Source organism: Nonomuraea jabiensis, assembly GCF_014204795.1.
GTDB classification, from domain to species: Bacteria; Actinomycetota; Actinomycetes; order Streptosporangiales; family Streptosporangiaceae; genus Nonomuraea; species Nonomuraea jabiensis.
The window spans coordinates 5,946,392-5,965,942 of the sequence record NZ_JACHMB010000001.1 but is presented as its reverse complement, the minus strand read 5'-3'; the positions used below and the strand labels follow the sequence as shown (position 1 = coordinate 5,965,942).

The following is a 19,551-nucleotide window of genomic DNA, read 5'->3' as shown; positions in this document are numbered from 1 at the left end:
CTAATGGAAGGAAAAATCCCATGTCATCCTTGTCCATCGCCCCTGTCGCCGGCCGGATAGGCGCGGAGATCTCCGGCGTCCGGCTCGGCGGCGACCTGCCCGCCGACGTCGTCGCGGAGATCCGCCTGGCGCTGCTCGGCCACAAGGTGGTCTTCTTCCGCGGGCAGGACCACCTCGACGAGCGGAGCCAGGTGGCCTTCGCCCGCCTCCTCGGCGAACCGACCGCCGCCCACCCGACCGTCCCCTCGCTCGACGGGAACGACCACGTCCTCGACCTCGACTACAGCGACGGCCAGAAGGTGGACCGCTGGCACACGGATGTGACGTTCGTGGACCGGCCGCCGCTGGCGTCGGTGCTGCGGGCCGTCACCGTTCCGGCCGCCGGCGGCGACACGCTGTGGACCAACACCGTGTCCGCGTACGAGCACCTGCCCGCCGAGCTGCGGGACCTGCTCGACCGGCTGCGGGCCGTACACACCAACCAGCACGACTACGTCCGCATCGCCGCCTCCGACGATCCCGAGCGGGCGCGGGAGCGCGCCGAGGTGTTCGCCTCCACGGTGTTCGAGACCGAGCACCCCGTGGTGCGGGTGCACCCGGAGACCGGCGAGCGCTCGATCCTGCTCGGGGACTTCGCCAAGCGCCTGGTGGGGCTGTCGGCGCACACGTCCGCCTCGCTCATCCGGCTGATCCAGGAGCACGTCACCGAGGTCGAGAACACCGTGCGCTGGCGCTGGGCGCCCGGCGACGTCGCCATCTGGGACAACCGGGCGACGCAGCACCGGGTGGTGCACGACTTCGGCGGCCGCCCGAGGCGGCTGCACCGGGTCACGATCGCCGGTGACGTGCCGGTGGGCGTGGACGGGCGGCCCAGTGTCGTGCTGAAGGGCGACGCGGCCGCCTACTCCCCGATCGCCGCCTGACCCCTGCTCCATGTGTATGGCCCTGACCTCAATGACGCGGTCAGGGCCATACGCACGTCCGGGCCGTCCAAGGCCAAGTCGTACGACGACACCCGTTAGATGTGCATTTCGCCTCCGTCAACGACCAAGTTGGCGCCGAGGAAGAAGCTGCCCTGGTCGGAAGCGAGGAAAGCCACCACATTGGCGATCTCGTCCGGGCGTCCGATCCGGCCGAGTGGGACCGCTGCGGCGAAATCCGACTTGGTGACGGACCCGTCCCCCGTCGCCACCACGCCGTCGAGTCCAGGAGTGTCGATGGTGCCCGGGGAGATCGCGTTGACCCGGATGTTCCGGCCCTTGAGCTCGTTGGCCCAGGTCCGGGCGAAGGACCGGATCGCCGCTTTGGAGGCCGCGTACGCGCCGAACGCCGCGACACCGTCACCGGCGCGCACCGAGCTGTTCAGGATCACCGATGCGCCGTCGTTGAGCAGCGGCAGCGCCTTCTTCACCGTGAACAAGGTGCCCCGGACGTTGACTCCGAAGATCTCGTCGAAGTGCTCCTCGGTGACCTGCTCCAGCGTCGCGAACGACGCGGCGGCGGCGTTGGCGAACAGCACGTCCAGGCCCCGGCCCCGAGCCCGGACCTCTGCGTAGAGCCGGTCCAGGTCTGCCAGGTCCGAGATGTCGCCCTGCACGGCGGTCACCGCCGCCGGGCCTATGCGTTCCACCGCGGCGTCAAGGATCTCCTTCCGGCGGCCGGTGATGAACACGTGCGCGCCCTCGGCCGCCAACCGTATGGCGGCGGCCAGACCGATCCCCGTTCCGCCGCCCGTGACGACGGCGGTCTTGCCTTCCAACTGCCCCACTGCTTTCACCTCTACAGATATCTGTACCGATCGGTTCCGAAATGGACGATAGCAGTTCAGCACCGATCGGTACAAAAGAGGTATGATCGATCGCGTGAACACCCGGGGGAAGGCGCCGATCGGCCGGCCACGCGGCTTCGACGCCGACAAGGCGCTCGACCAGGCCATGCGTGTCTTCTGGGAGCAGGGCTACGAGGGCGCCAGCCTCACCGACCTCACCGAGGCGATGGGCATCAGCCGCACCAGCATGTACGCCGCCTTCGGCAGCAAAGAAGACCTGTTCCACAAGGCGCTGCAGCGTTACACCGACGGCCCCGCCTCGTACGTCCCGCGGGCCCTGGAGCAGCCGACGGCGTGGCAGGTGGCCACAGCGTTCCTCAACGGTTCCGTCCAGGCCACCACCACTCCCGGCTGTCCCGCCGGATGCCTCGGTGTCCAAGGTTCCCTGGCGGCGGGCGAGGCCGGCCTCAGCGCCCGGGACACGTTGGCGGCCTGGCGTGACAACGGCATCTCGCTCCTGCGGGAGCGGTTCCAGCGGGCCGTCGATGAGGGCGACCTTCCCGCGGAGGCCGATCCCGGCCTGCTCGCCCGCTACCTCATGGCCGTGGCCAACGGCATCGCCGTTCAGGCCGCCGGCGGCGCCACCCGCGACGACCTCCGCCTGGTGGCCGACATGGCCCTCCGGCACTGGCCGCGCACCTGATACCGACTTGTCCGGTAGTTTCGGCCGATGGCGAAGATCTTGGTCACGGGGATGTCGGGCACCGGCAAGTCCACGGCGATGGAGATGCTGACGACCCGAGGCCATCGCGCCGTCGACACCGACACCGACCAATGGAGCCACTGGGTCACCCTGCCGGACGGATCCACCGATTGGGCATGGCGGGAGCCGGCCATCAGCGACCTGCTCGCCGACCACCGTGAGGGCGCCCTCTTCGTGGCCGGCTGCAAATCCAATCAGGGTCGGTTCTATCCTCAATTTGACCACGTTGTCCTGCTCAGCGCTCCCGCTGAGATCATGCTCGCCCGCATCGCGACGCGGACCAACAACCCCTTCGGCAAGCGCCCCGAGGAGCGTGAGGCCATCCTGCGCGACCTGGCGAACGTGGAGCCGTTGCTGAGGGCCACCTCCACTGTCGAGATCGACGCTTGCGCGCCGATCGACGAGGTGGTCCAGCAGCTTGAGGAACTGGCGCGAACGACGCTGTGACCAGGGCTCGCAGGACCACATGCTTGCCGGTCGGGAAAGCGGCCCTGGGTCGTTTCTCTACGGGTGGGCGATGAAGCGGCCGAAGCGGCCCTGGTGGTAGATGAGGGGCCGGCCGGGGCTGTGGACCCTGGCCTCGGCGACCAGGCCGACGACCAGGATGTGGTCGCCGACGTCCACCGTCTCGTGCGGGAGGCAGATGAGGTGGGCGGAGACGTCCTGGAGCAGGGGCGCGCCCAGGGGGCCGGGACGCCAGCTGGTGGGCTCGGCGAACCGGTCGATGTCCTTGCGCGCGAACCTGGCGGCCAGGTCGGCCTGGTCGCTGGCCAGGACGTTGACCGCGAAGTGGTCCGCGTCGCGCAGCCGGGGCCAGGTGGTGGAGGACTGGTCGACGTAGAACGAGACCAGGGGTGGGTCGAGGCTGACGGAGGAGAAGGACGTGGCCGTGAGGCCGACGGGGATGCCGTCGGACTGGGCGGTGATGATGACGACACCGGCGGCGTGTACGGCGAGCGCCCGGCGGAACCCGTCGGCGTCGACCGCACCCGTCGCCGGCTCCCCCTCGCTCGACGGCGCTTCCAGGGCCGGGCGCGCCACAGGCACCGCCGGCGCCTCGGACGCGTGCCCATTGCGGGAGCCGGGAACAGGGCGGGGGTCTGCGGTGCGTCGGGCGTCCCGGGCCTGGCGGGCCTCTCTGGCTCGGCGGGCCTCCCGGGCGGCCACCGTCTCCGTCACGAAAGCGCCCCTTCCTTGAGTACAGCGGTCACCTGCGGCGCCACACGATCGCCCCACCCCGCCACCACCTCTCCCAGCTCCGGAATCTGCGACTCCAGCACCGCCAGCCCCGGTGTCGGCACGAAGGCGCCAAGTTCCACCAGCAGCGGGCGCAGGTGCACCTCCACCGCCAGCGAATGCTTGGGGTCCCCCATGACCAGGAGCGGCAGTGCCGCCGTGCCCGCCAGCGCGTCCGGCGGCAGGCGGTCGAGGAACGACTTCAGCAGCCCCGTGTAGGTGCCCTTGTAGGTGGGGCTCGCCACGACGAGGACGCTCGCCCCGGTCACCAGTTCCAGGGCCGCGCCCACGTCGGGGTGCTTGACGGGCGAGAGCAGGTGGGGCGCGAGGTCCGACAGGTCCACGACCTCGTACGCCTCCGAGGCGGCACTCAGGCGGTCGCCGACGGCCTGGGTGGCGGAGGTGGCCACCGAGAGCGTGCGGGAGCCGGGACGGGGGTTGCCCACGAGGGTCACGATGCTCATCGCGCCACCGCCACTTCGCGCCGAGCAGCGCGCCCGGCGGCGTACCGGGACGGGGGTCTGGGCAGGCCGTAGTTCTCGCGGAGCGTGCGCCCCTCGTACTCGTACCGGAACAGGCCCCTGATCTGCAGCTCCGGCACCACGTGGTCGACGAAGTCGCTCAGGCCGCCGGGCAGGATCGGCGGCATGATGTTGAACCCGTCGGCCGCGCCGGCCACGAACCATTCCTGGAGCTGGTCGGCGATCTGCTCCGGCGTCCCCGCGACCACGCGGTGGCCCCGGCCGCCCGCCAGGCGGTTGAGGAGCTGCCTGACCGTGAGGTTCTCCCGCCTGGCCAGGTCCACGACGAGCTTGCGGCGGCTCTGCGCGCCCTCCGTCTCCACGGGTACGTCGGGCAGGGGCCCGTCCAGCGCGTCCTCGGTGAGTTCGATGCCGGTCATGTGGGCGAGCTGTGCCAGCCCGTACGCGGGAATGATCAGATCCTCCAGTTCCTTCTCCAGCCGCAGCGCCTCGCGCTCGGTCGAGCCGATGATCGGCGAGATGCCCGGCAGGATGAGCACGTCCTCGTGCCGCCGCCCGTAGGCGGCCAGCCGCCGCTTCAGGTCGGCGTAGAACTCCTGCCCTTCCGTCAGGGTCTGCTGGGCGGTGAAGACGGCCTCCGCGTAGCGGGCGGCGAACTCCTTGCCGTCCTCCGAGGACCCGGCCTGGACCAGGAGCGGGTGGCCCTGGGGCGAGCGGGAGGTGTTCAGGGGGCCGCTGACCGAGAAGTGCTCCCCCGCGTGCTCGATCGGGTGGATCTTGCCGGTGTCGGCGTAGTAGCCGGCGACGCGGTCGCCCAGGATCGCGTCGTCCTCCCAGCTGTCCCACAGCTTCCGCGTGACCTCCAGGAACTCGGCGGCCCTGGCGTAGCGGTCGGCGTGGGAGGGACGGACGACGCCGAAGTTGCGGGCCTCGGCCTCGCCGGCGGAGGTGACGATGTTCCAGCCGGCCCGGCCGCCGCTGATGTGGTCGAGCGAGGCGAACTTGCGGGCCACGTGGAAGGGCTCGTTGTACGTCGTCGACACGGTGGCGATGAGGCCGATGTGGTCGGTGACGGCGGCCAGGGCCGACAGCAGGGTCAGGGGTTCGAGGCCGCCGAGCGCGTTGTGCCGGACGTTGCCGTGCAGGGCCACGCCGTCGGCGAGGAAGACGGAGTCGAGCTTGCCGCGTTCGGCGATCCTGGCGAGCTCCTGGTAGTGGCGGACGTCGGTGAGGCGGGCGGGTTCGGTTTGGGGATGTCTCCAGGCCGCCTCGTGGTGGCCGACGCCCATGAGGAAGGCGTTCAGGTGGAGCTTTCTCGTCAAGTGGTCCTCCAGGTGGAGAAGCGGCGCTCGACGCCGACCAGGAGCAGGTTGAACAGCAGGCCGACTACGGAGATCGTGATGATTCCCGCGTACATGTCGGGGATGCGGAAGCTGGACTGGGTGTCGAGGATGAGATACCCGAGCCCGGCCTTGGCGCCCACCATCTCGGCGAAGAGCAGGACGAGGATCGAGTACGCGCCCGCCAGCCGCACCCCGGTGAAGATGGTGGGCACGGCGGCGGGCAGGATCACCTTCTGGAACAGGCGGACCGGGCCGAGGCCCATCGACCTGGCCGACTTGATGAGCAGCGGCTCGACGGTCTTCACGCCGCTGATCGTGTTGAGCAGGATCGGCCACGCGCACGCGTACAGCACGAAGGTGACCTTCGTCGTCTCCCCGATGCCCAGGATCAGCGTGAACACCGGCAGCAGAGCCACCGCCGAGGTGTTGCGGAACAGCTCCAGCAGCGGGGTGAGGAAGTCGGCGACCGGCTTGTACCAGCCGATCAGCAGGCCGAGCGGGATCGCCAGCACGATGGCCAGGCCGAAGCCGGACAGCGAGCGGGCGAGGGACGCCTCGAGGTGCTCGGGGAGCTGGCCGCCGACGAGGAGGTCGTACCAGGCGACGAGGTTCTCCGAGAGCGGCGGGACGAAGACGGGGTCGACGACGCCGAGTCTGGGCAGCACCTCCCAGGCGGCGAGGAGGAGCAGGATGGCGGTGGAGTTCGTGACGGCCCGCCTGAGCAGCCGCCCGCCGGCGAACCGCCGCCGCGCCGGCTCCCTCAAGGCCAATGCCGGAGCCGGAGGGGCCTCGGCGGCCGGGAGGTGGTGCCGGTGAACGTCGCCGGCGAGCAGTTTCTGGTCAGCCACGGGTCGTCGCCACCTTCCGCTCCTGCACCTGCGCCGCCGCAACCTCTTCCCGCAGCAGCCCCCACACCCGGTGGCGGTATTCCCCGAACGCCGGATCCGCCCGCAGATCCCCCTCCCGCGAGGAGAAGCCCACGTCGATGACCTCCTTGATCCGGCCCGGCCGGGAGGTCATCACGGCGACCCGCTGTCCCAGGTAGACGGCCTCGTCGATGCCGTGCGTGATGAAGACGACGGTCTTGCCGGTCTGCTCCCACACGTGTACGAGCTCCTCCTGCAGGGACTCGCGGGTCTGCGCGTCCAGGGCGGCGAACGGCTCGTCCATCAGCAGCACGTCGGGGTCGAACGCGAGGCTGCGCGCGATGGCCACCCGCTGGCGCATGCCGCCGGACAGCTCGTGCGGGTAGCGCTCCTCGAACCCGGCCAGTCCCACGAGCGCGAGGTGCTCGCGGGCCTGCCGCGCCCGTTCCTTCCTGGGCACGCCCTTGGCCTCCAGCCCGAACTCGACGTTGGACTGCGCCGTGCGCCAGGGGAACAGCGCGTACTGCTGGAAGACGATGCCCCGGTCGAGCCCGGGCCCGGTCACCTGCGCGCCGTCGATGAGGATCTCCCCGGACGTCGGCGCGGTCAGCCCGGCGATGAGGTCGAGCAGGGTGGACTTGCCGCAGCCGCTGGGCCCGACGAGCGTGAGGAACTCGCCCTCGCGCACGTCGAGGTCGATGCCGGACAGCGCGGTGAAGGGCTGGTCGGCATCCCTGACCTGGAACGTCTTGGTCACGTTCCGAATGCTGATCTTGGTCATGACCCGCTCCCGCCGGCATAGGGGTTGTACTGGTTGGTGTAGAGGTCGGAGACCTTGACCTGGCCGGGCTTGATCTCGCCCTCGTGCTCCAGCCAGTCGGTCCAGGTCTTGAACTCCTGGTCGGCGATGACGCCGCCCTTGGCGGCGATGCCGGTGCTCTTCCAGAACCGCACGGCGTCGGCGCTCTCGTTGCGGCCGCGCTTGGCGATGATCTGCTGGAACTTGGCGACGACGTCCTCGCGCGGGTGGGTGCGCGCCCACTCGATGGCCTTCGCGAATCCGGTCACGAACGTCTTGACGGTGTGGGGGTTGGCGGCGATGAAGTCCTCGCGGAGCACGACGGACCCGGCGGTGAACGGGCCGAACAGGTCCACGTCCTTGAACAGGGGGCGCAGGCCGCCGCGCTCCAGCGCCTTGTCCCTGAGCACGCCGCCGAGGGTGCCGACGTCGAGCTGCCCCTGGCGCAGGGCCTGCTCGGTGTTGACCGGCGGGATCACCACGAGCTGGACCTGCTTGATCTCCTCGGGCGTCAGCCCCTCGCGCTTGAGGTACTCCTTGATGACGGCCTCGTGGTGGGCGCCGAGGGTGTTGACGCCGATCTTCTTGCCGATCAGGTCCCGGGCGGACCTGATCGGGCTGTCGTCTTTGACGTAGTAGCCGTTGTAGGTGGCCTGGTCGGAACCGTAGTAGCCGATCACGGCCTTGATCGGCGCCTTGGCGGCCTTGAGCTTGACGATGGCGCCGTTGAAGGCGCCGCCGAAGTCGGTCTGCCCGGTCGCGGCCGACTGGATGTCCTGGGGGCCGGAGGTGGTGTTGCCGACCCACTTCAGCTTGACGTCCCCGAGATAGCCGAGCTCCTCGGCCAGCTCGGGGAAGGTGACGTTGCCGACGCTGCCCTGGTAGCGCAGCACCTTCACCTCTTGTTGGGGGTTCGCCTGGGCCGTGCCGCAGGCCGCCAGGACGGCGGGCATCAAGGCGGCCAGGAGGGCATGTCTGGTCTTGATCACGATGTGTCCTCTGAGGGGGAGAGAGGGGGTTCAGCGGTACGTGATCAGCGACACTGCGCGCTGGCGACGTGGCCGAAGTCCACGTGCGGGCGCCGGGTCAGGTAAAGGCCCATGCCCACGAAACTACGTTCCCCGGCCCCTAAAGTCAACTTTTCCTACTGGACATACATGAATTACCGCCAGGCCTCCGCGAGCAGCTCATACGAGCGGACGCGGTCGTCATGGTCGTGCGTGATGGTGGTGATCAGCAGCTCGTCGGCCCCGGTGACCCGCTGGAGCACCCGCAGCCCGTCCGCCACCGCCTCCGGGTCGCCGACGAACTGGGTGTCGAGGCGGTCGGCCACCAGCTTCCTGTCCTCCTCGCTCCACACGTGGGCATCGGCCTCCTCCGGCGTGGGGTACGGCATCGCGCCCTGCCCGGTGCGGATGCTGCGTACCCACAGGCCGTAGGGCTTGGCCAGCTCCCGCGCCGTGGCCTCGTCCCGCGCCACGACGGCGTCGGCGGACACGATCACGTACGGCTCCGCCAGGACGCCGGACGGCTTGAACGCCTCCCGGTACGCCTCCACCGCCTCCAGGACGCTGGCCGGGCTGACGTGGTAGTTGGCGGCGAACGGCAGGCCCCGCTCCCCCGCCACCTGCGCGCTCTGGCCGCCGCTGCTGCCCAGGATCCACAGCTCGACCTCCGCGCCCTCGCCCGGGATCGCGTGGGCGCTCTGCCCGTCGGGAGAGGTGTAGGTGCCGGCCAGGAACGCCTGGACGTCGTCGAGCTGGTCGGCGAAGTCCGGCGTCTCGGCGCCGGGCTGCTGCAGGAGCGAGGCCTGGAAGGCGAGGTGCGGCGCCGCCTTGATCAGCGCGGAGAAGTCGAACGGGGGTGGGATGAGCAGCCCGTCCACCACCCTCGCCTCGGAAGAAGGAGGGGCCGGGGGACGTTCCTCGGCGCGGCGCCGGCCGGACCGGCCGAGCCCCAGGTCGATGCGCCCCGGATGGGCCGCGTCCAGGAGGCCGAACTGCTCCACCACCGCCACCGGCGTCTGGTGGCCGAGCTGCACCGCCCCCGAGCCGACCCGGATCCGGCTGGTCGCCGCGGCCACCAGCCCGATGAGCACGGCAGGCGCCGAGCTCGCCACGCCGGCCGCGAAGTGGTGCTCGGCCAGCCAGTACCGGCGGTAGCCGAAGGACTCGGCCCGCCGCGCCAGGTCGACGGTGTTGCGGATCGCGTCCCGGGCGGTCCCGCCGGAGGGGATCGGCGCGAGGTCGAGGATGGACAGGGGGACCGTCATGAGGAACCTCCGGGGAACGGCCTGCTGGGTATCTCCTTGCGCAGCACCGGAGCGATGTCCGACTGGAACAGCTCCAGCGCCGCGCGGTGCTGCGCGTCCGTCAGCCCGTCGGCGTCCGCGTGCAGGTGCATGACCTCGTGCCCGAACCGGTCGTGGTAGCGGTGCACCTTGTCGATGATCTGCTGCGGGCTCCCGACCAGGATGGAGCTGCGCTCGATGGCGTCCTCCAGCGAGTGGAAGACGAGCGGCGCCCCGTACCGCTTGAAGGTCTCCTGGCGGGCCTCGAAGATCGGCCGGTACGTCTCGATGGCCTCCTGCGAGGTCTTCGCGGCGTAGTAGCCCGCGGTGCCCGCCCCGACCAGGGCTTCGGCCGGGTCGTGACCGTAGTGCGCCCACCGCTCCCGGTAGTGGTCGATCAGCTCGGCGTAGGGCTCGATGGGGTTGGTGACGTTCGCGGAGAAGAGCGGGTCGCCGAAGCGCGCGGCCAGGTCCACCGACTCCTTGCTGGTGGCGCTGCCGTGCCAGACGCGCACCGGCTGCTGGAGCGGGCGCGGCCAGGTCTCGGCCTCGGTCAGCGACGGCCTGAACCGCCCTTCCCAGGTGACCTTGTCCTCCCGCCACAGCCTGCGGAACAGCTCGTACGACTCGCGGTTGCGCTCCCACTGGTCCTCGGCGGTGACGTGGAAGAGCTGGGCCTGGGCGGCGCCGTTCCCCTTGCCGATGATCAGTTCGAGCCGCCCGCCGGACAGGTGGTCGAGGGTGGCGTAGTCCTCGTACGCCCGGACCGGGTCCAGCAGGCTGAGCGTGGTGACCGCGGTGAACAGCCGGATGTGGGAGGTCCGGGCGGCGATGTGGCTGAGCACCACGGGCGGCGAGGAGGAGATGAACGGCCGCTCGTGCCGCTCCCCCACGCCGAACCCGTCGAACCCGAGCTCCTCGGCCAGGACCGCGTTGGCGACGACCTCGCGGAATCGCTCGTTGGTGGACTTGCGGCCGTCATGCACGATCAAGGTGATGGCCAGAAATTTCACGCAATGTCCGCTTTCTGGGAGGCGTAACGGTTGATCGCGTGCGGCAGGCCGAGGTGCCCGCGCAGGGTGGCGGCCTCGTACCGGCTCCTGAAGGCGCCGCGCCGCTGCAGCTCGGGGACCAGCTGACGGGTGATCGCCGCCAGGTCGGACGGCACGGCGCCGGGCCGCAGCCGGTAGCCCTCGATCCCGGCCTCGCGCCAGTCCAGCAGCAGGTCGGCCAGCTCGGCGGCGGTGCCGGCGAAGGTGTACGCGTCCGATTCGGGCGGCTCGGCGAGCCCGTCGAGCCGGGCCCTGCGCTCGGCCGCGTCGTCGCCGACGTGGACGAGCAGGTCGGCCAGGATCTTGAGCGGGTGCCCGTCCCTGGGACGGCTCCTGACCTGCTCGACGATGTCCCGCGCGTGGTCACGGCTGTGCGGGGTGACGAGGACGACGTCGGCGGCGCGGGCGGGCAGCTCGTACGGCACCGGCGACCCGCCATGGTCGAGCACGGTCACGACCGGCTGCCCCTGCGGCGGCCTGGGCGTGATCGACGGCCCCTTGACGGAGAACCTGGATCCGGCGAAGTCGATGTAGTGGAGCTTGTCCCGGTCGACGAACCGGCCGGTGGCCACGTCGCGGATCTCGGCGTCGTCCTCCCAGCTGTCCCACAGCCGCCTGGCCACCTCCACGGCGTCGGCGGCCTCCTCGAACAGGTCCGCGATGAGCCCCCGGGCCTCCTCGTCGGGCTCCCACCGGCCCGCCGTGTCCCGTTTGGGGATGAGCGCCGGGATCTCCCTGCGGCCGAAGTGGGCGGCCTCCCAGGCGCGCGCCGAGACCTGGACCCGCCAGCCGGCGCGCCCCAGGCTGACGTGGTCCAGGCTCGCGATGCCGATGGCCACGTGGAACGGCTCGGTGTGCGTCGTCGTGGCCGTGGGCACCAGCCCGACGCGCGTGGTGAGCGGCGCGAGCGCCGCCGCGAGCAGCACCGCGTCGAACCGGCCGCGCACCTCGTCGGTGCGGTCGTCTGGCCCGTCGAGGCGCGTGGTCTGCAGGCCCAGGGCGTCCTCGATGGTGACGAAGTCGAGCAGCCCGCGCTCGGCCTCGGCGACGAGCCCGGCCCAGTGGCGGGCGGTGAACAGCTCCCGCGCGTTGAAGGCCGGGTCCCGCCAGGCGGCCGGATGCCAGCCGGCGCCGTCGAGCGCGACGGCCAGGTGCAGGGGTGCCCGCGTCATGCCGCGTCCCCCAGCCCGAGGTGGTCGCGGAGCGTGGCGCCCTCGTAGTCGGTACGGAACACGCCGCGTTCCTGCAGCAGCGGCACCACCTCGGCCACGAAGTCGTCCAGCCCGCCCGGCGTGAGGTGCGGGACCAGGATGAACCCGTCGGCGGCGTCCGTGCGCACGAACTCCTCGATCTGCGCGGCCACGGTCGCGGGCGAGCCCACGAACGACTGCCGCCCGGTCATGTGGATCACCAGCTCGCGGATGCTCAGCTCCTTCTCCTCGGCCACGGCCCGCCAGCGCGCCGCCACGGCGACCCGGTCGGCCACCTGGACCCGGCCCTGGGAGACGCCCTGCTCGACGGCGGGCTCCACGTCGGGCAGCGGTCCTTCGGGGTCGTAGGCGGACATGTCCCGGCCCCAGATCTGCTCAAGGAAGGCGATCGCGGTCTGCGGCCCCACCTGCTGGCGGCGGATCTCGGCGGCGCGCTCGGCCGCCTCGGCGTCGGTGTCGCCGAGCGCGAACGTCGCCGCCGGCATGATCTTGAGCTGGTGCGGCTCCCGCCCGTAGGCGGCCAGCCGGCGTTTGACGTCGGCGTAGAAGGCCCGGCCCTCCTCCAGCGTGCCGTGGCGGCTGAAGATGACGTCGGCGTTGGCCGCGGCGAACTCCCTGCCCTCGTCGGAGTCCCCCGCCTGGATGATCACGGGGTGGCCCTGCGGGCTGCGCGGGACGTTGAAGCGCCCCTCGACGGTGAAGTGGCGCCCCCGGTGGCTGACCGCCGAGACGGACCCGGGCCGCAGGAACCGCCCGCTCTCCTGGTCGGCGAGCACGGCGTCGGGCCGCCAGGAGTCCCACAGCTCGCGCGACAGCCGGACGAACTCCTCGGCCCGCGTGTAGCGCTCGGAACGGTCCAGGTAGCCGCCGCGGCGGAAGTTCTCGCCGGTGAAGGCGTCGGAGGTGGTGACCACGTTCCAGGCCGCCCGGCCCGCGCTGAGGTGGTCGAGCGTGGCCAGCCGCCTGGCCAGCTCGTACGGCTCGTTGAAGGTGGCGTTGACGGTGGCGGCCAGCCCGAGGCGCTCGGTGACGGCGGCGAGCGCGGCCAGCACGGTGAGCGACTCGGGGCGGCCGACCACGTCCAGGTCGTGGATGCGGCCCTTCAGCTCGCGCAGCCGCAGACCCTCGGCCAGGAAGAAGAAGTCGAACTTGCCCCGCTCCGCGGTGCGGGCCAGGTCGACGAACGACTGGAAGTCGATCTGGCTGCGGGAGCGGGGGTCGGCCCAGACGGTGGTGTTGTTGACGCCGGGGAAGTGCGCGGCCAGGTGGACCTGCTTCATGCGGAACCAGTCATAACGTGCTCCTTGGTCAATACCCAGTTAAACAGTAGGAAAATTGGGTATCACTGTCAACGGAGCACGGAACCAGGCAACGGGATCGCGGGGAACGGGTTGTCGGGCAGCAGGATGACGCGGCGCGGGCGGTCGGCCTGACCTGCGGCGTCGAGGTGGAGGAGGGCGGCGCCGATGCCGGCCGCGCCGACCATGTAGCCGGTGTCGGCCGTCACCTCGCCCGGCCGCAGCCGCCGGTACGCCTGGTACCAGCGGTAGCCGCGCCCGTCATGGTCGGTGGCCCGGCCGATCAGGTCGGTGGCGAGGCCGCGGGCGTACTCCAGGTGGGACTCCTCCCCCGTCGCCGCCCACAGCCCCACGAAGAACTCGATGAGCCCGGCCGTCCCGCAGCACTGGCAGGCCACGTTCCAGTAGCCCTCGGTACGGCGGCGCGGCACGCCGCTCTTGACGATGCCCTTGGCCAGCCGCTCCACCCACTCCAGGTCGCCGGGGTCGCCCCCCACCCGGTACAGCTCGTAGAACATCCTGGCCACGCCCGCCGAGCCGGAGCAGAAGCCCAGGTAGTGCAGCTCCCTGGCGTGCGGCACGTGGTGCGGCACGACCGCGCAGCCGCCGGACACGACGCTGATCTCGCGGACGAAGGCCGCGCCGCTGCGCGCGGCGAACAGGAAGCGCTCGTCGCCGGTCACCCCGTACAGGCGGGCCAGCAGGAACGCGGTCCCGGCCGTGCCGGCGAGGAAGCCGGGCGTGACGGCGTCCACGGGCAGGTCGGCGCAGTCGCCGAACCGGTGCCCGGGGACGGGCAGCCGGGCGATGCGCAGGCCGGCCTCGACGGCCGCCTCCTCGTACGCGGGCACGCCGAGGTGGGCGGCGGCCCGCAGCAGCCCGAGGATGACGCCACCCTCGCCGCGCTGCGCGGGATCCCGCGACCACCCGACGCCGCCCTCGGACTCCCGTCCCCGGCGGACGATCACGTCGGCGATGGCGGCGGCCTCGGCCTCGAACGCGCCCTCGCCGAGCACCCAGCCCGCCTCCATGAGCGCGACCATCGTGCCGGTCAGGCCGTGGTAGAGGGAGAGGTCGTCCTGCTTCTCGCGCCAGGTGGCGGCGAGCCTGCGGGCCCCCTGCCTGGCGTCCTCCAGGTACGCCTCGTGGCCGGTGGCCGCGGCCAGTTCGAGGAAGAACAGCACGACGCCCGCCGCCCCCGAGTAGAGGGACCAGGGCTCGGAGGTGACCGCCGACCCGCCGTGCGGATCGGGATTGGCCAGCCAGCGCCTTCCGTACTGGTCGTCGGCCGCGGCGGATCTGATCCATCGCCCCGCCAGGATGGCGGCGGTCAGCGGGGAATCGGCTCGGGCGCTCGATGCGCGGATCCTGTCCAGACTCACCCGTCCAGTATCCCACACATTTGGTAGGAAATTCAGGTAAGCCGGGGAACCGCCGCGACCAGTTCCCGCGTGTACGGGTGCCGGGGCCGGGTGAACACCTCCGTCACGTCTCCCTCCTCGACCACCCGGCCGTCCTTCATGACCAGGACCCGGTCGCTGACGTGGTGCACCACGCCGAGGTCGTGGCTGATGAACAGCATGGCGGTACCGTACTCGGCCTGGATCTCGGCCAGCAGGTCGAGCACCTGGGCCTGGATCGAGACGTCGAGCGCGGAGACCGGCTCGTCGCAGACCAGCACGTCGGGGCGGGGGCCGAGGGCCCTGGCGATGGCGACGCGCTGCCGCTGGCCGCCCGACAGCTCGCGCGGGTGGCGGCCGGCGACGCCGGGCGGCAGGCCGACGCGTTCGAGCAGGTCGAGCACCCGCGCCCGGCGCTCGGCCTTCGGCAGGTCGAGCGGCTCGGCGACCAGGCGGCCGACGGTGTGGCGGGGGTCGAAGGAGTCGAGCGGGTTCTGGGAGATGAGCTGGATCCGGCGGCGGAGCGGGCGGCGCCGGCGTTCGGGCACGTGGCTCCACTGGCGGCCGTGCAGGGCGACCCGGCCCGCGTCGGGTTCGAGCAGGCCGAGGGCCAGGCGGGCCAGGGTGGTCTTGCCCGAGCCCGACTCGCCGACGACGCCCAGCGTCTCGCCCTCGCACAGGGTGAACGAGACGTCGTCGACGACCCGGCGCGGCCCGTACGACCTGGACAGGCCGGTGCCGGTGAGCACCGGCGCCGACGGGTTCGGCGTGCGCCGCGGCAGCGGCGAGCCCGGCGGCACGGCGGACAGGCGGGTGCCCCGGGAGGCGGCCGACGGGACGGCGGCCAGCAGCGAGCGGGTGTAGTCGTGCGAGGGCGCCGACAGCACGCTCCCCGTGGGACCCTCCTCGACGACGCGGCCGTCCTTCATGACGAGGATGCGGTCGGCGATCGAGGCGACGACGGCCAGGTCGTGGCTGATCAGCAGCAGCGCGCAGCCGGCCGCCCGGCGCTCGGCCAGCAGCCGCAGGATCTGGGCCTGCACGGTGACGTCGAGCGCGGTGGTCGGCTCGTCGGCGATGATCAGCTCCGGCCCGGCCGCGATGGCCGAGGCGATCAGCACCCGCTGCCGCAGCCCGCCGGAGAGCTGGTGCGGGTGCTGCCCGACGCGCAGCGGCGGATCGGGCACGCCGACCGCGTCGAGGAGTTCGAGCGTCCTGTCGCGGCGCCGGGCCCTCGGGACGACGTCGTGGACGGCCAGCACCTCGCCGATCTCGGCCCCCACGGTACGCAGCGGGTCGAGGGAGACCAGCGCGTCCTGCAGCACCAGCCCGGCGAACCCGCCGCGCAACCGGCGCCACCGCGCCGGTCCGAAGCCGAGCGCGTCCTGGCCGCCGACGCTGAACGCGGCGGCCCGCACGGTGGCGCCCGGCCCGGCCAGGCCGAGCAGCGTGCGGGCCGTGACGCTCTTGCCGGACCCGGACTCGCCGACGACGGCCACGCACTCGCCGGGGGCGAGCGACAAGGAGACGCCGCGCACGACCTCGGTCCCGCCGAAGCTCACGCGCAGGTCCTCCACGGTGACGAGGGTGGCGAGCGCCGGAGGGGAGACATAGGTGGTCATGGGGTTCTCCCCTCGAAGCGGCGTTGGAGCCGGCGGCCGACGACGGTGAGGCTGACCACGGTCAGCGTGATGGCGACGCCCGGGAACAGCGCCTCCCACCAGGCGACCCGCAGGTAGTTGCGGGCCTCGGAGAGCATCGCGCCCCATTCGGCGGCCGGGGGCTGCGGGCCCATGCCGAGGAAGCTGAGCCCGGAGGCCGCGATGACGGCCTGGCCGAGCCCGATGGTGGCCAGGACGGGGATCGGCCCGAGCACGTTCGGCAGCACGTGCCCGGCCGTGATCGCGGCCCTGGAGCGGCCGAACGTGACGGCCTGCTCGACGTATCCGGCGTGGCGCACGACGAAGGTCTGGGCGCGGATGACGCGGGCGTAGTTGGGGACCTGGGCGACCGCGATGGCGACGATGACGTTGCCCGTGCCGGGGCCGGTGACGGCGATGACGAGCAGGGCCAGCAGCAGCTCCGGCAGGGTGGACAGGACGTCGAACGACCTGGCCAGCGCCTCGTCCAGCCACTTCGGCGACAGCCCGGCGGCCAGGCCGAGCAGCACCCCGGCGGCCACCGCCAGGGCGGTCGCGGTGACGCCGATGCTGAGCGAGTGGCGGGCTCCGTGCACGACCCTGGCCAGCACGTCGCGGCCGAGGTGGTCGCTGCCGAACCAGTGCGCGCCGCCGGGCGGCGCGAGCGCGCTCATCGGGTCGGCCGCCAGCGGGTCCACGCCGGTCAGCAGCCCGGGGGCGGCCACCGCCACCACCAGCAGCACGAGGAACGCCGCAGGCGCGAGCAGCGCGCGCGACGAGGTCACGGGCGCGAGCAATGAGCGCGACGAGGTCACGGCCGGCCTCCGATCCGGGGGTCGATGGCGCGGTAGGCCAGGTCGAGGAGGGTGCTGATGGTCACGTACACGATGGCCGACAGCAGGACGACCGCCATCACCACCGGCATGTCCCGGCCGGTGACGGCCTGCATCGCCACCTGCCCGAGCCCCGGCCGGCCGAAGAGCACCTCGGTGATGACGGCCCCGCCGAGCAGCGTGCCGGTGAACCAGCCGGCCAGCGTCACGGCGGGGATCAGCGCGTGCCGGAGCGCGTGCCTGGCCACCAGCCGCGGCTCGCTCAGCCCGCGGGCCCTGGCCGTGACCGCGAACGGCTGCTCCAGCGCCCGCTCCAGGCCGCCGCGCAGCACCTGGCCGAGCACGCCGGCGATCGGCAGGCCCAGCGCGAGCGCGGGCAGCACGAGCGCCTGCGGCCCGGACGCGCCCGAGACGGGGAACCAGCCGAGCGTGAACGAGAACACCGCCAGCAGCACCAGCCCGATCAGGAACGGCGGCACCGACACCGAGACCAGCTCGGCCGCCGAGGCCGCCCCGCGCAGCCACCGGCCCCGCCCCGCGGTCACGACGGCGATCATCCCGGCGAGCGACACCCCGACCGCGGCCGCCGCCAGGGTGAGCTGCAGGGTCGGGCCCACCTGGGTCGACAGGATCTCGCCGACGCCGAGCTGGAGCTGGTACGAGCGGCCGAGGTCACCGTGGAGCAGCCGCCACAGGTAGGACACGTACTGGACGACCTCCGGCCGGTCGAGCCCCCATTCGGCGACGATCCGCGCCCGGATCTCGGGGGTGTCGGGCCCGTCGCCGACCAGGATGTCGATGGTGTCGCCCGGCGCGAGCAGCAGCGCGACGTACGAGGCGCTGGCCGCCGCCCACAGCACCGCGAGCCCGGCGAGCAGGCGCCTGACGACGCCTCTCCCCCAGGCCGCCGCCGGCCGTGCGGTCATGTGCCGATCCGGACGTCGTACGCGCTGCGCGGCGTGCCGGAGCCGGCCTCGAAGCCCAGGCCCTGGACGCTCTTCTGCGCCGCGATCTGGTCGGCGGGCACGTAGACCGGGAACACGATCGCCTTGTCCTTCACCACGGCCTGCTGCACCTTGGCGTACAGCTCCTTGCGCTCCTCCAGGGAGGCGGAGGCCGCGGCCGTGGCCAGCCACTTCTCCACGCCGGGGTCGGAGAAGCCGGTGCGGTTGATCGGCCCCTTGCCCGGCAGGATCAGGTTGAGCGCGGCGCCCGCGTCGGCGTCGCCGCGGGAGTTCTCGAAGATCTCGTACTCGCCCTCGGTGTAGGCCTTCTGCGCCGTTCCCTGGTCCACGATCTTGACCTGGAAGTCGATCCCGGCGCTCTGCTTGACCTGCGCCTGGATGGCCTGGGCGAGGATGTCGCGGCGGTCGCGGACGAACGGCGCCGAGGCGACCGAGCGCACGGTGAGCCGCCTGCCGTCCTTGACCCGGTAGCCCTGGGCGTCGCGCTGCTTCCAGCCGGCCGCGTCGAGCAGGGCGTTGGCCTTGGCGGTGTCCCCGCCGAAGGTGCCCTCCAGCGAGGCGTCGTAGAACGGCCCGCCCTTGGTGACGATGCTCCACGCCCTGGTGGCGGTGCCCTGGTAGACGGCCTTCAGCACCGCGTCCACGTCCACGGCCTCGCGGAACGCCTCCCGTACGCGCTGGTCGTCGAAGGGGGCGTGGGTGGTGTTGAAGTAGTAGGAGAAGGAGGTTCCCGAGTTGAGCGAGGTCTGGTACGTCAGACCGGGATCCTGCTTGATCATGGCGGCGTCGGTGGCCGGGACGCCCTCGATGACCTGCACCTGCCCCGAGGTGAGCGCGCCGACGCGCACCGCCGCCTCGGGCAGGAACCGGTACGTGATCCGCGACAGGTAGGCCGGCCCCTGGTGCCCGGCCCCGGCGGGCGGCCACTTGTAGTCCGGGTTGCGCCGGTAGCGGATCTCCTGGCCCCGCACGTACGACTCCAGGATGAACGGCCCGGTGCCGACCAGGTCGGGCCCGCCGAACTTGAGGTCCTTGGCCGCCTTCAGCGACTTCGGCGAGACCTGCCCCGCGAGGGGCGAGGCGAGGAAGTCGAGGAAGAGCGCGTCCGGCTCCTTCAGCGTGATCTCGACTGTGGTCGGCGACTTCACCTCGGCCCTGGCGAAGGACTTGAGCTGGATGGAGGCGATGCCGGGGTTGTAGCCGGGCACCAGGAACTGCTCCAGGTTCGCCTTGACGGCCGCCGCGTCGAACTTCGTGCCGTCGTGGAAGGTCACGTCATCGCGTAGTTCCAGCGTGTACGTCAGACCGTCGTCCGACACCTTCCACGACCTGGCCAGCCAGGGCTGGAACGTGCCGTCCTTCTGGCGCGAGAGCAGCGCGTCGAACTGGTTGAACACGAGCAGCCTGACCTTGTTCTGACCCCATTGCTGGGGGTTCAGGGTGAGCGGCTGCGTCTCGATGGCCCAGGTCAGGGAGGTGTCCTGGGGTTGCTGGGCGGGCTGCTGAGAGCCGCAGGCGGTCAGGGAGACGACGAGGACGAAGGGGGCGATGCCCTTGAGTCGCTTCACACGCATTCCTTGGGGCCGAGGCATTACCTAGCCAAAC

At 71.8% G+C, this 19,551-nt stretch carries 19 protein-coding genes; 3 read left to right on the top strand and 16 right to left on the bottom strand.

Annotated elements, in window-relative coordinates; genetic code table 11:
* The first annotated feature begins 20 nt into the window (after positions 1 to 20).
* Positions 21 to 923: a TauD/TfdA dioxygenase family protein gene (locus HD596_RS27545; protein ID WP_185072206.1), complete on the top strand. Its 903-nt coding sequence runs from the start codon at positions 21 to 23 to the stop codon at positions 921 to 923.
* A 95-nt stretch (positions 924 to 1,018) separates the two neighbouring features.
* On the opposite strand, the gene HD596_RS27540 is transcribed toward HD596_RS27545, so the two are convergent.
* The gene (locus HD596_RS27540; protein WP_446685864.1) at positions 1,019 to 1,843 is read right to left on the bottom strand and encodes an SDR family NAD(P)-dependent oxidoreductase; all 825 of its coding nucleotides are present in this window, start codon (positions 1,841 to 1,843) and stop codon (positions 1,019 to 1,021) included.
* Between the two features lie 7 nt (positions 1,844 to 1,850).
* On the opposite strand from HD596_RS27540, the gene HD596_RS27535 reads away from it, so the two are divergent.
* Positions 1,851 to 2,471, top strand: a complete 621-nt coding sequence (locus HD596_RS27535; RefSeq protein WP_185072205.1) for a TetR/AcrR family transcriptional regulator — start codon at positions 1,851 to 1,853, stop codon at positions 2,469 to 2,471.
* A 27-nt stretch (positions 2,472 to 2,498) separates the two neighbouring features.
* A complete protein-coding gene (locus HD596_RS27530) occupies positions 2,499 to 2,978 on the top strand; it encodes an AAA family ATPase (protein WP_185072204.1) in 480 nt (159 codons plus the stop codon).
* A gap of 57 nt (positions 2,979 to 3,035) precedes the next feature.
* Here HD596_RS27530 and HD596_RS27525 read toward each other — a convergent pair whose 3' ends face one another.
* The 15 genes from HD596_RS27525 to HD596_RS27455 form a co-directional block, all read right to left on the bottom strand.
* The gene (locus HD596_RS27525; protein ID WP_313047592.1) at positions 3,036 to 3,572 is read right to left on the bottom strand and encodes a flavin reductase family protein; all 537 of its coding nucleotides are present in this window, start codon (positions 3,570 to 3,572) and stop codon (positions 3,036 to 3,038) included.
* A 134-nt stretch (positions 3,573 to 3,706) separates the two neighbouring features.
* Positions 3,707 to 4,231, bottom strand: a complete 525-nt coding sequence (locus HD596_RS27520) for an NADPH-dependent FMN reductase (protein WP_185072203.1) — start codon at positions 4,229 to 4,231, stop codon at positions 3,707 to 3,709.
* Positions 4,228 to 5,571, bottom strand: a complete 1,344-nt coding sequence (locus HD596_RS27515) for an LLM class flavin-dependent oxidoreductase (RefSeq protein ID WP_246554896.1) — start codon at positions 5,569 to 5,571, stop codon at positions 4,228 to 4,230. Before HD596_RS27515 ends, HD596_RS27520 begins: the two co-directional genes overlap by 4 nt.
* Positions 5,568 to 6,440, bottom strand: coding sequence for an ABC transporter permease (locus HD596_RS27510; protein ID WP_185072202.1), 873 nt, complete (start codon positions 6,438 to 6,440; stop codon positions 5,568 to 5,570). The genes HD596_RS27515 and HD596_RS27510 overlap by 4 nt, the downstream gene beginning before the upstream one ends.
* Positions 6,433 to 7,239, bottom strand: a complete 807-nt coding sequence (locus HD596_RS27505; RefSeq protein ID WP_185072201.1) for an ABC transporter ATP-binding protein — start codon at positions 7,237 to 7,239, stop codon at positions 6,433 to 6,435. The genes HD596_RS27510 and HD596_RS27505 overlap by 8 nt, the downstream gene beginning before the upstream one ends.
* Positions 7,236 to 8,246, bottom strand: coding sequence for an ABC transporter substrate-binding protein (locus tag HD596_RS27500; RefSeq protein WP_313044788.1), 1,011 nt, complete (start codon positions 8,244 to 8,246; stop codon positions 7,236 to 7,238). The genes HD596_RS27505 and HD596_RS27500 overlap by 4 nt, the downstream gene beginning before the upstream one ends.
* Positions 8,247 to 8,419: 173 nt before the next feature.
* On the bottom strand, positions 8,420 to 9,529 hold the full coding sequence (locus HD596_RS27495; RefSeq protein WP_185072200.1) for an LLM class flavin-dependent oxidoreductase: 1,110 nt from the start codon (positions 9,527 to 9,529) through the stop codon (positions 8,420 to 8,422).
* Positions 9,526 to 10,560 (bottom strand): LLM class flavin-dependent oxidoreductase, encoded by a 1,035-nt coding sequence (locus tag HD596_RS27490; protein ID WP_185072199.1) that lies wholly within the window; start codon positions 10,558 to 10,560, stop codon positions 9,526 to 9,528. Before HD596_RS27490 ends, HD596_RS27495 begins: the two co-directional genes overlap by 4 nt.
* Positions 10,557 to 11,771 (bottom strand): LLM class flavin-dependent oxidoreductase, encoded by a 1,215-nt coding sequence (locus tag HD596_RS27485; RefSeq protein WP_185072198.1) that lies wholly within the window; start codon positions 11,769 to 11,771, stop codon positions 10,557 to 10,559. The genes HD596_RS27490 and HD596_RS27485 overlap by 4 nt, the downstream gene beginning before the upstream one ends.
* The gene (locus HD596_RS27480) at positions 11,768 to 13,090 is read right to left on the bottom strand and encodes an NtaA/DmoA family FMN-dependent monooxygenase (protein ID WP_185072197.1); all 1,323 of its coding nucleotides are present in this window, start codon (positions 13,088 to 13,090) and stop codon (positions 11,768 to 11,770) included. The genes HD596_RS27485 and HD596_RS27480 overlap by 4 nt, the downstream gene beginning before the upstream one ends.
* Before the next feature lie 68 nt (positions 13,091 to 13,158).
* Positions 13,159 to 14,490, bottom strand: a complete 1,332-nt coding sequence (locus HD596_RS27475; protein WP_185072196.1) for a lanthionine synthetase LanC family protein — start codon at positions 14,488 to 14,490, stop codon at positions 13,159 to 13,161.
* A 32-nt stretch (positions 14,491 to 14,522) separates the two neighbouring features.
* Positions 14,523 to 16,130, bottom strand: coding sequence for a dipeptide ABC transporter ATP-binding protein (locus HD596_RS27470; protein ID WP_185072195.1), 1,608 nt, complete (start codon positions 16,128 to 16,130; stop codon positions 14,523 to 14,525).
* The gene (locus tag HD596_RS27465) at positions 16,127 to 16,933 is read right to left on the bottom strand and encodes an ABC transporter permease (protein WP_313044785.1); all 807 of its coding nucleotides are present in this window, start codon (positions 16,931 to 16,933) and stop codon (positions 16,127 to 16,129) included. Before HD596_RS27465 ends, HD596_RS27470 begins: the two co-directional genes overlap by 4 nt.
* Before the next feature lie 26 nt (positions 16,934 to 16,959).
* Positions 16,960 to 17,907 carry an ABC transporter permease gene (locus tag HD596_RS27460; RefSeq protein ID WP_185072193.1) on the bottom strand — a complete coding sequence of 316 codons (948 nt, stop codon included), beginning with the start codon at positions 17,905 to 17,907 and terminating at the stop codon, positions 16,960 to 16,962.
* Complete coding sequence (locus HD596_RS27455) at positions 17,904 to 19,520, bottom strand: ABC transporter substrate-binding protein (protein WP_185072192.1); 1,617 nt, start codon at positions 19,518 to 19,520, stop codon at positions 17,904 to 17,906. The genes HD596_RS27460 and HD596_RS27455 overlap by 4 nt, the downstream gene beginning before the upstream one ends.
* Between the last annotated feature and the right edge of the window lie 31 nt (positions 19,521 to 19,551).

Bases quoted from the DNA above. Each gene is read 5' to 3' on its own strand.
- HD596_RS27545 (WP_185072206.1), top strand. From the start codon at position 21: ATGTCATCCTTGTCCATCGCCCCTGTCGCCGGCCGGATAGGCGCGGAG.
- HD596_RS27535 (WP_185072205.1), top strand. From the start codon at position 1,851: ATGATCGATCGCGTGAACACCCGGGGGAAGGCGCCGATCGGCCGGCCA.
- HD596_RS27530 (WP_185072204.1), top strand. From the start codon at position 2,499: ATGGCGAAGATCTTGGTCACGGGGATGTCGGGCACCGGCAAGTCCACG.
- HD596_RS27520 (WP_185072203.1), bottom strand. From the start codon at position 4,231: ATGAGCATCGTGACCCTCGTGGGCAACCCCCGTCCCGGCTCCCGCACG.
- HD596_RS27505 (WP_185072201.1), bottom strand. From the start codon at position 7,239: ATGACCAAGATCAGCATTCGGAACGTGACCAAGACGTTCCAGGTCAGG.
- HD596_RS27495 (WP_185072200.1), bottom strand. From the start codon at position 9,529: ATGACGGTCCCCCTGTCCATCCTCGACCTCGCGCCGATCCCCTCCGGC.
- HD596_RS27485 (WP_185072198.1), bottom strand. From the start codon at position 11,771: ATGACGCGGGCACCCCTGCACCTGGCCGTCGCGCTCGACGGCGCCGGC.
- HD596_RS27480 (WP_185072197.1), bottom strand. From the start codon at position 13,090: ATGAAGCAGGTCCACCTGGCCGCGCACTTCCCCGGCGTCAACAACACC.
- HD596_RS27470 (WP_185072195.1), bottom strand. From the start codon at position 16,130: ATGACCACCTATGTCTCCCCTCCGGCGCTCGCCACCCTCGTCACCGTG.
- HD596_RS27460 (WP_185072193.1), bottom strand. From the start codon at position 17,907: ATGACCGCACGGCCGGCGGCGGCCTGGGGGAGAGGCGTCGTCAGGCGC.
- HD596_RS27455 (WP_185072192.1), bottom strand. From the start codon at position 19,520: ATGCGTGTGAAGCGACTCAAGGGCATCGCCCCCTTCGTCCTCGTCGTC.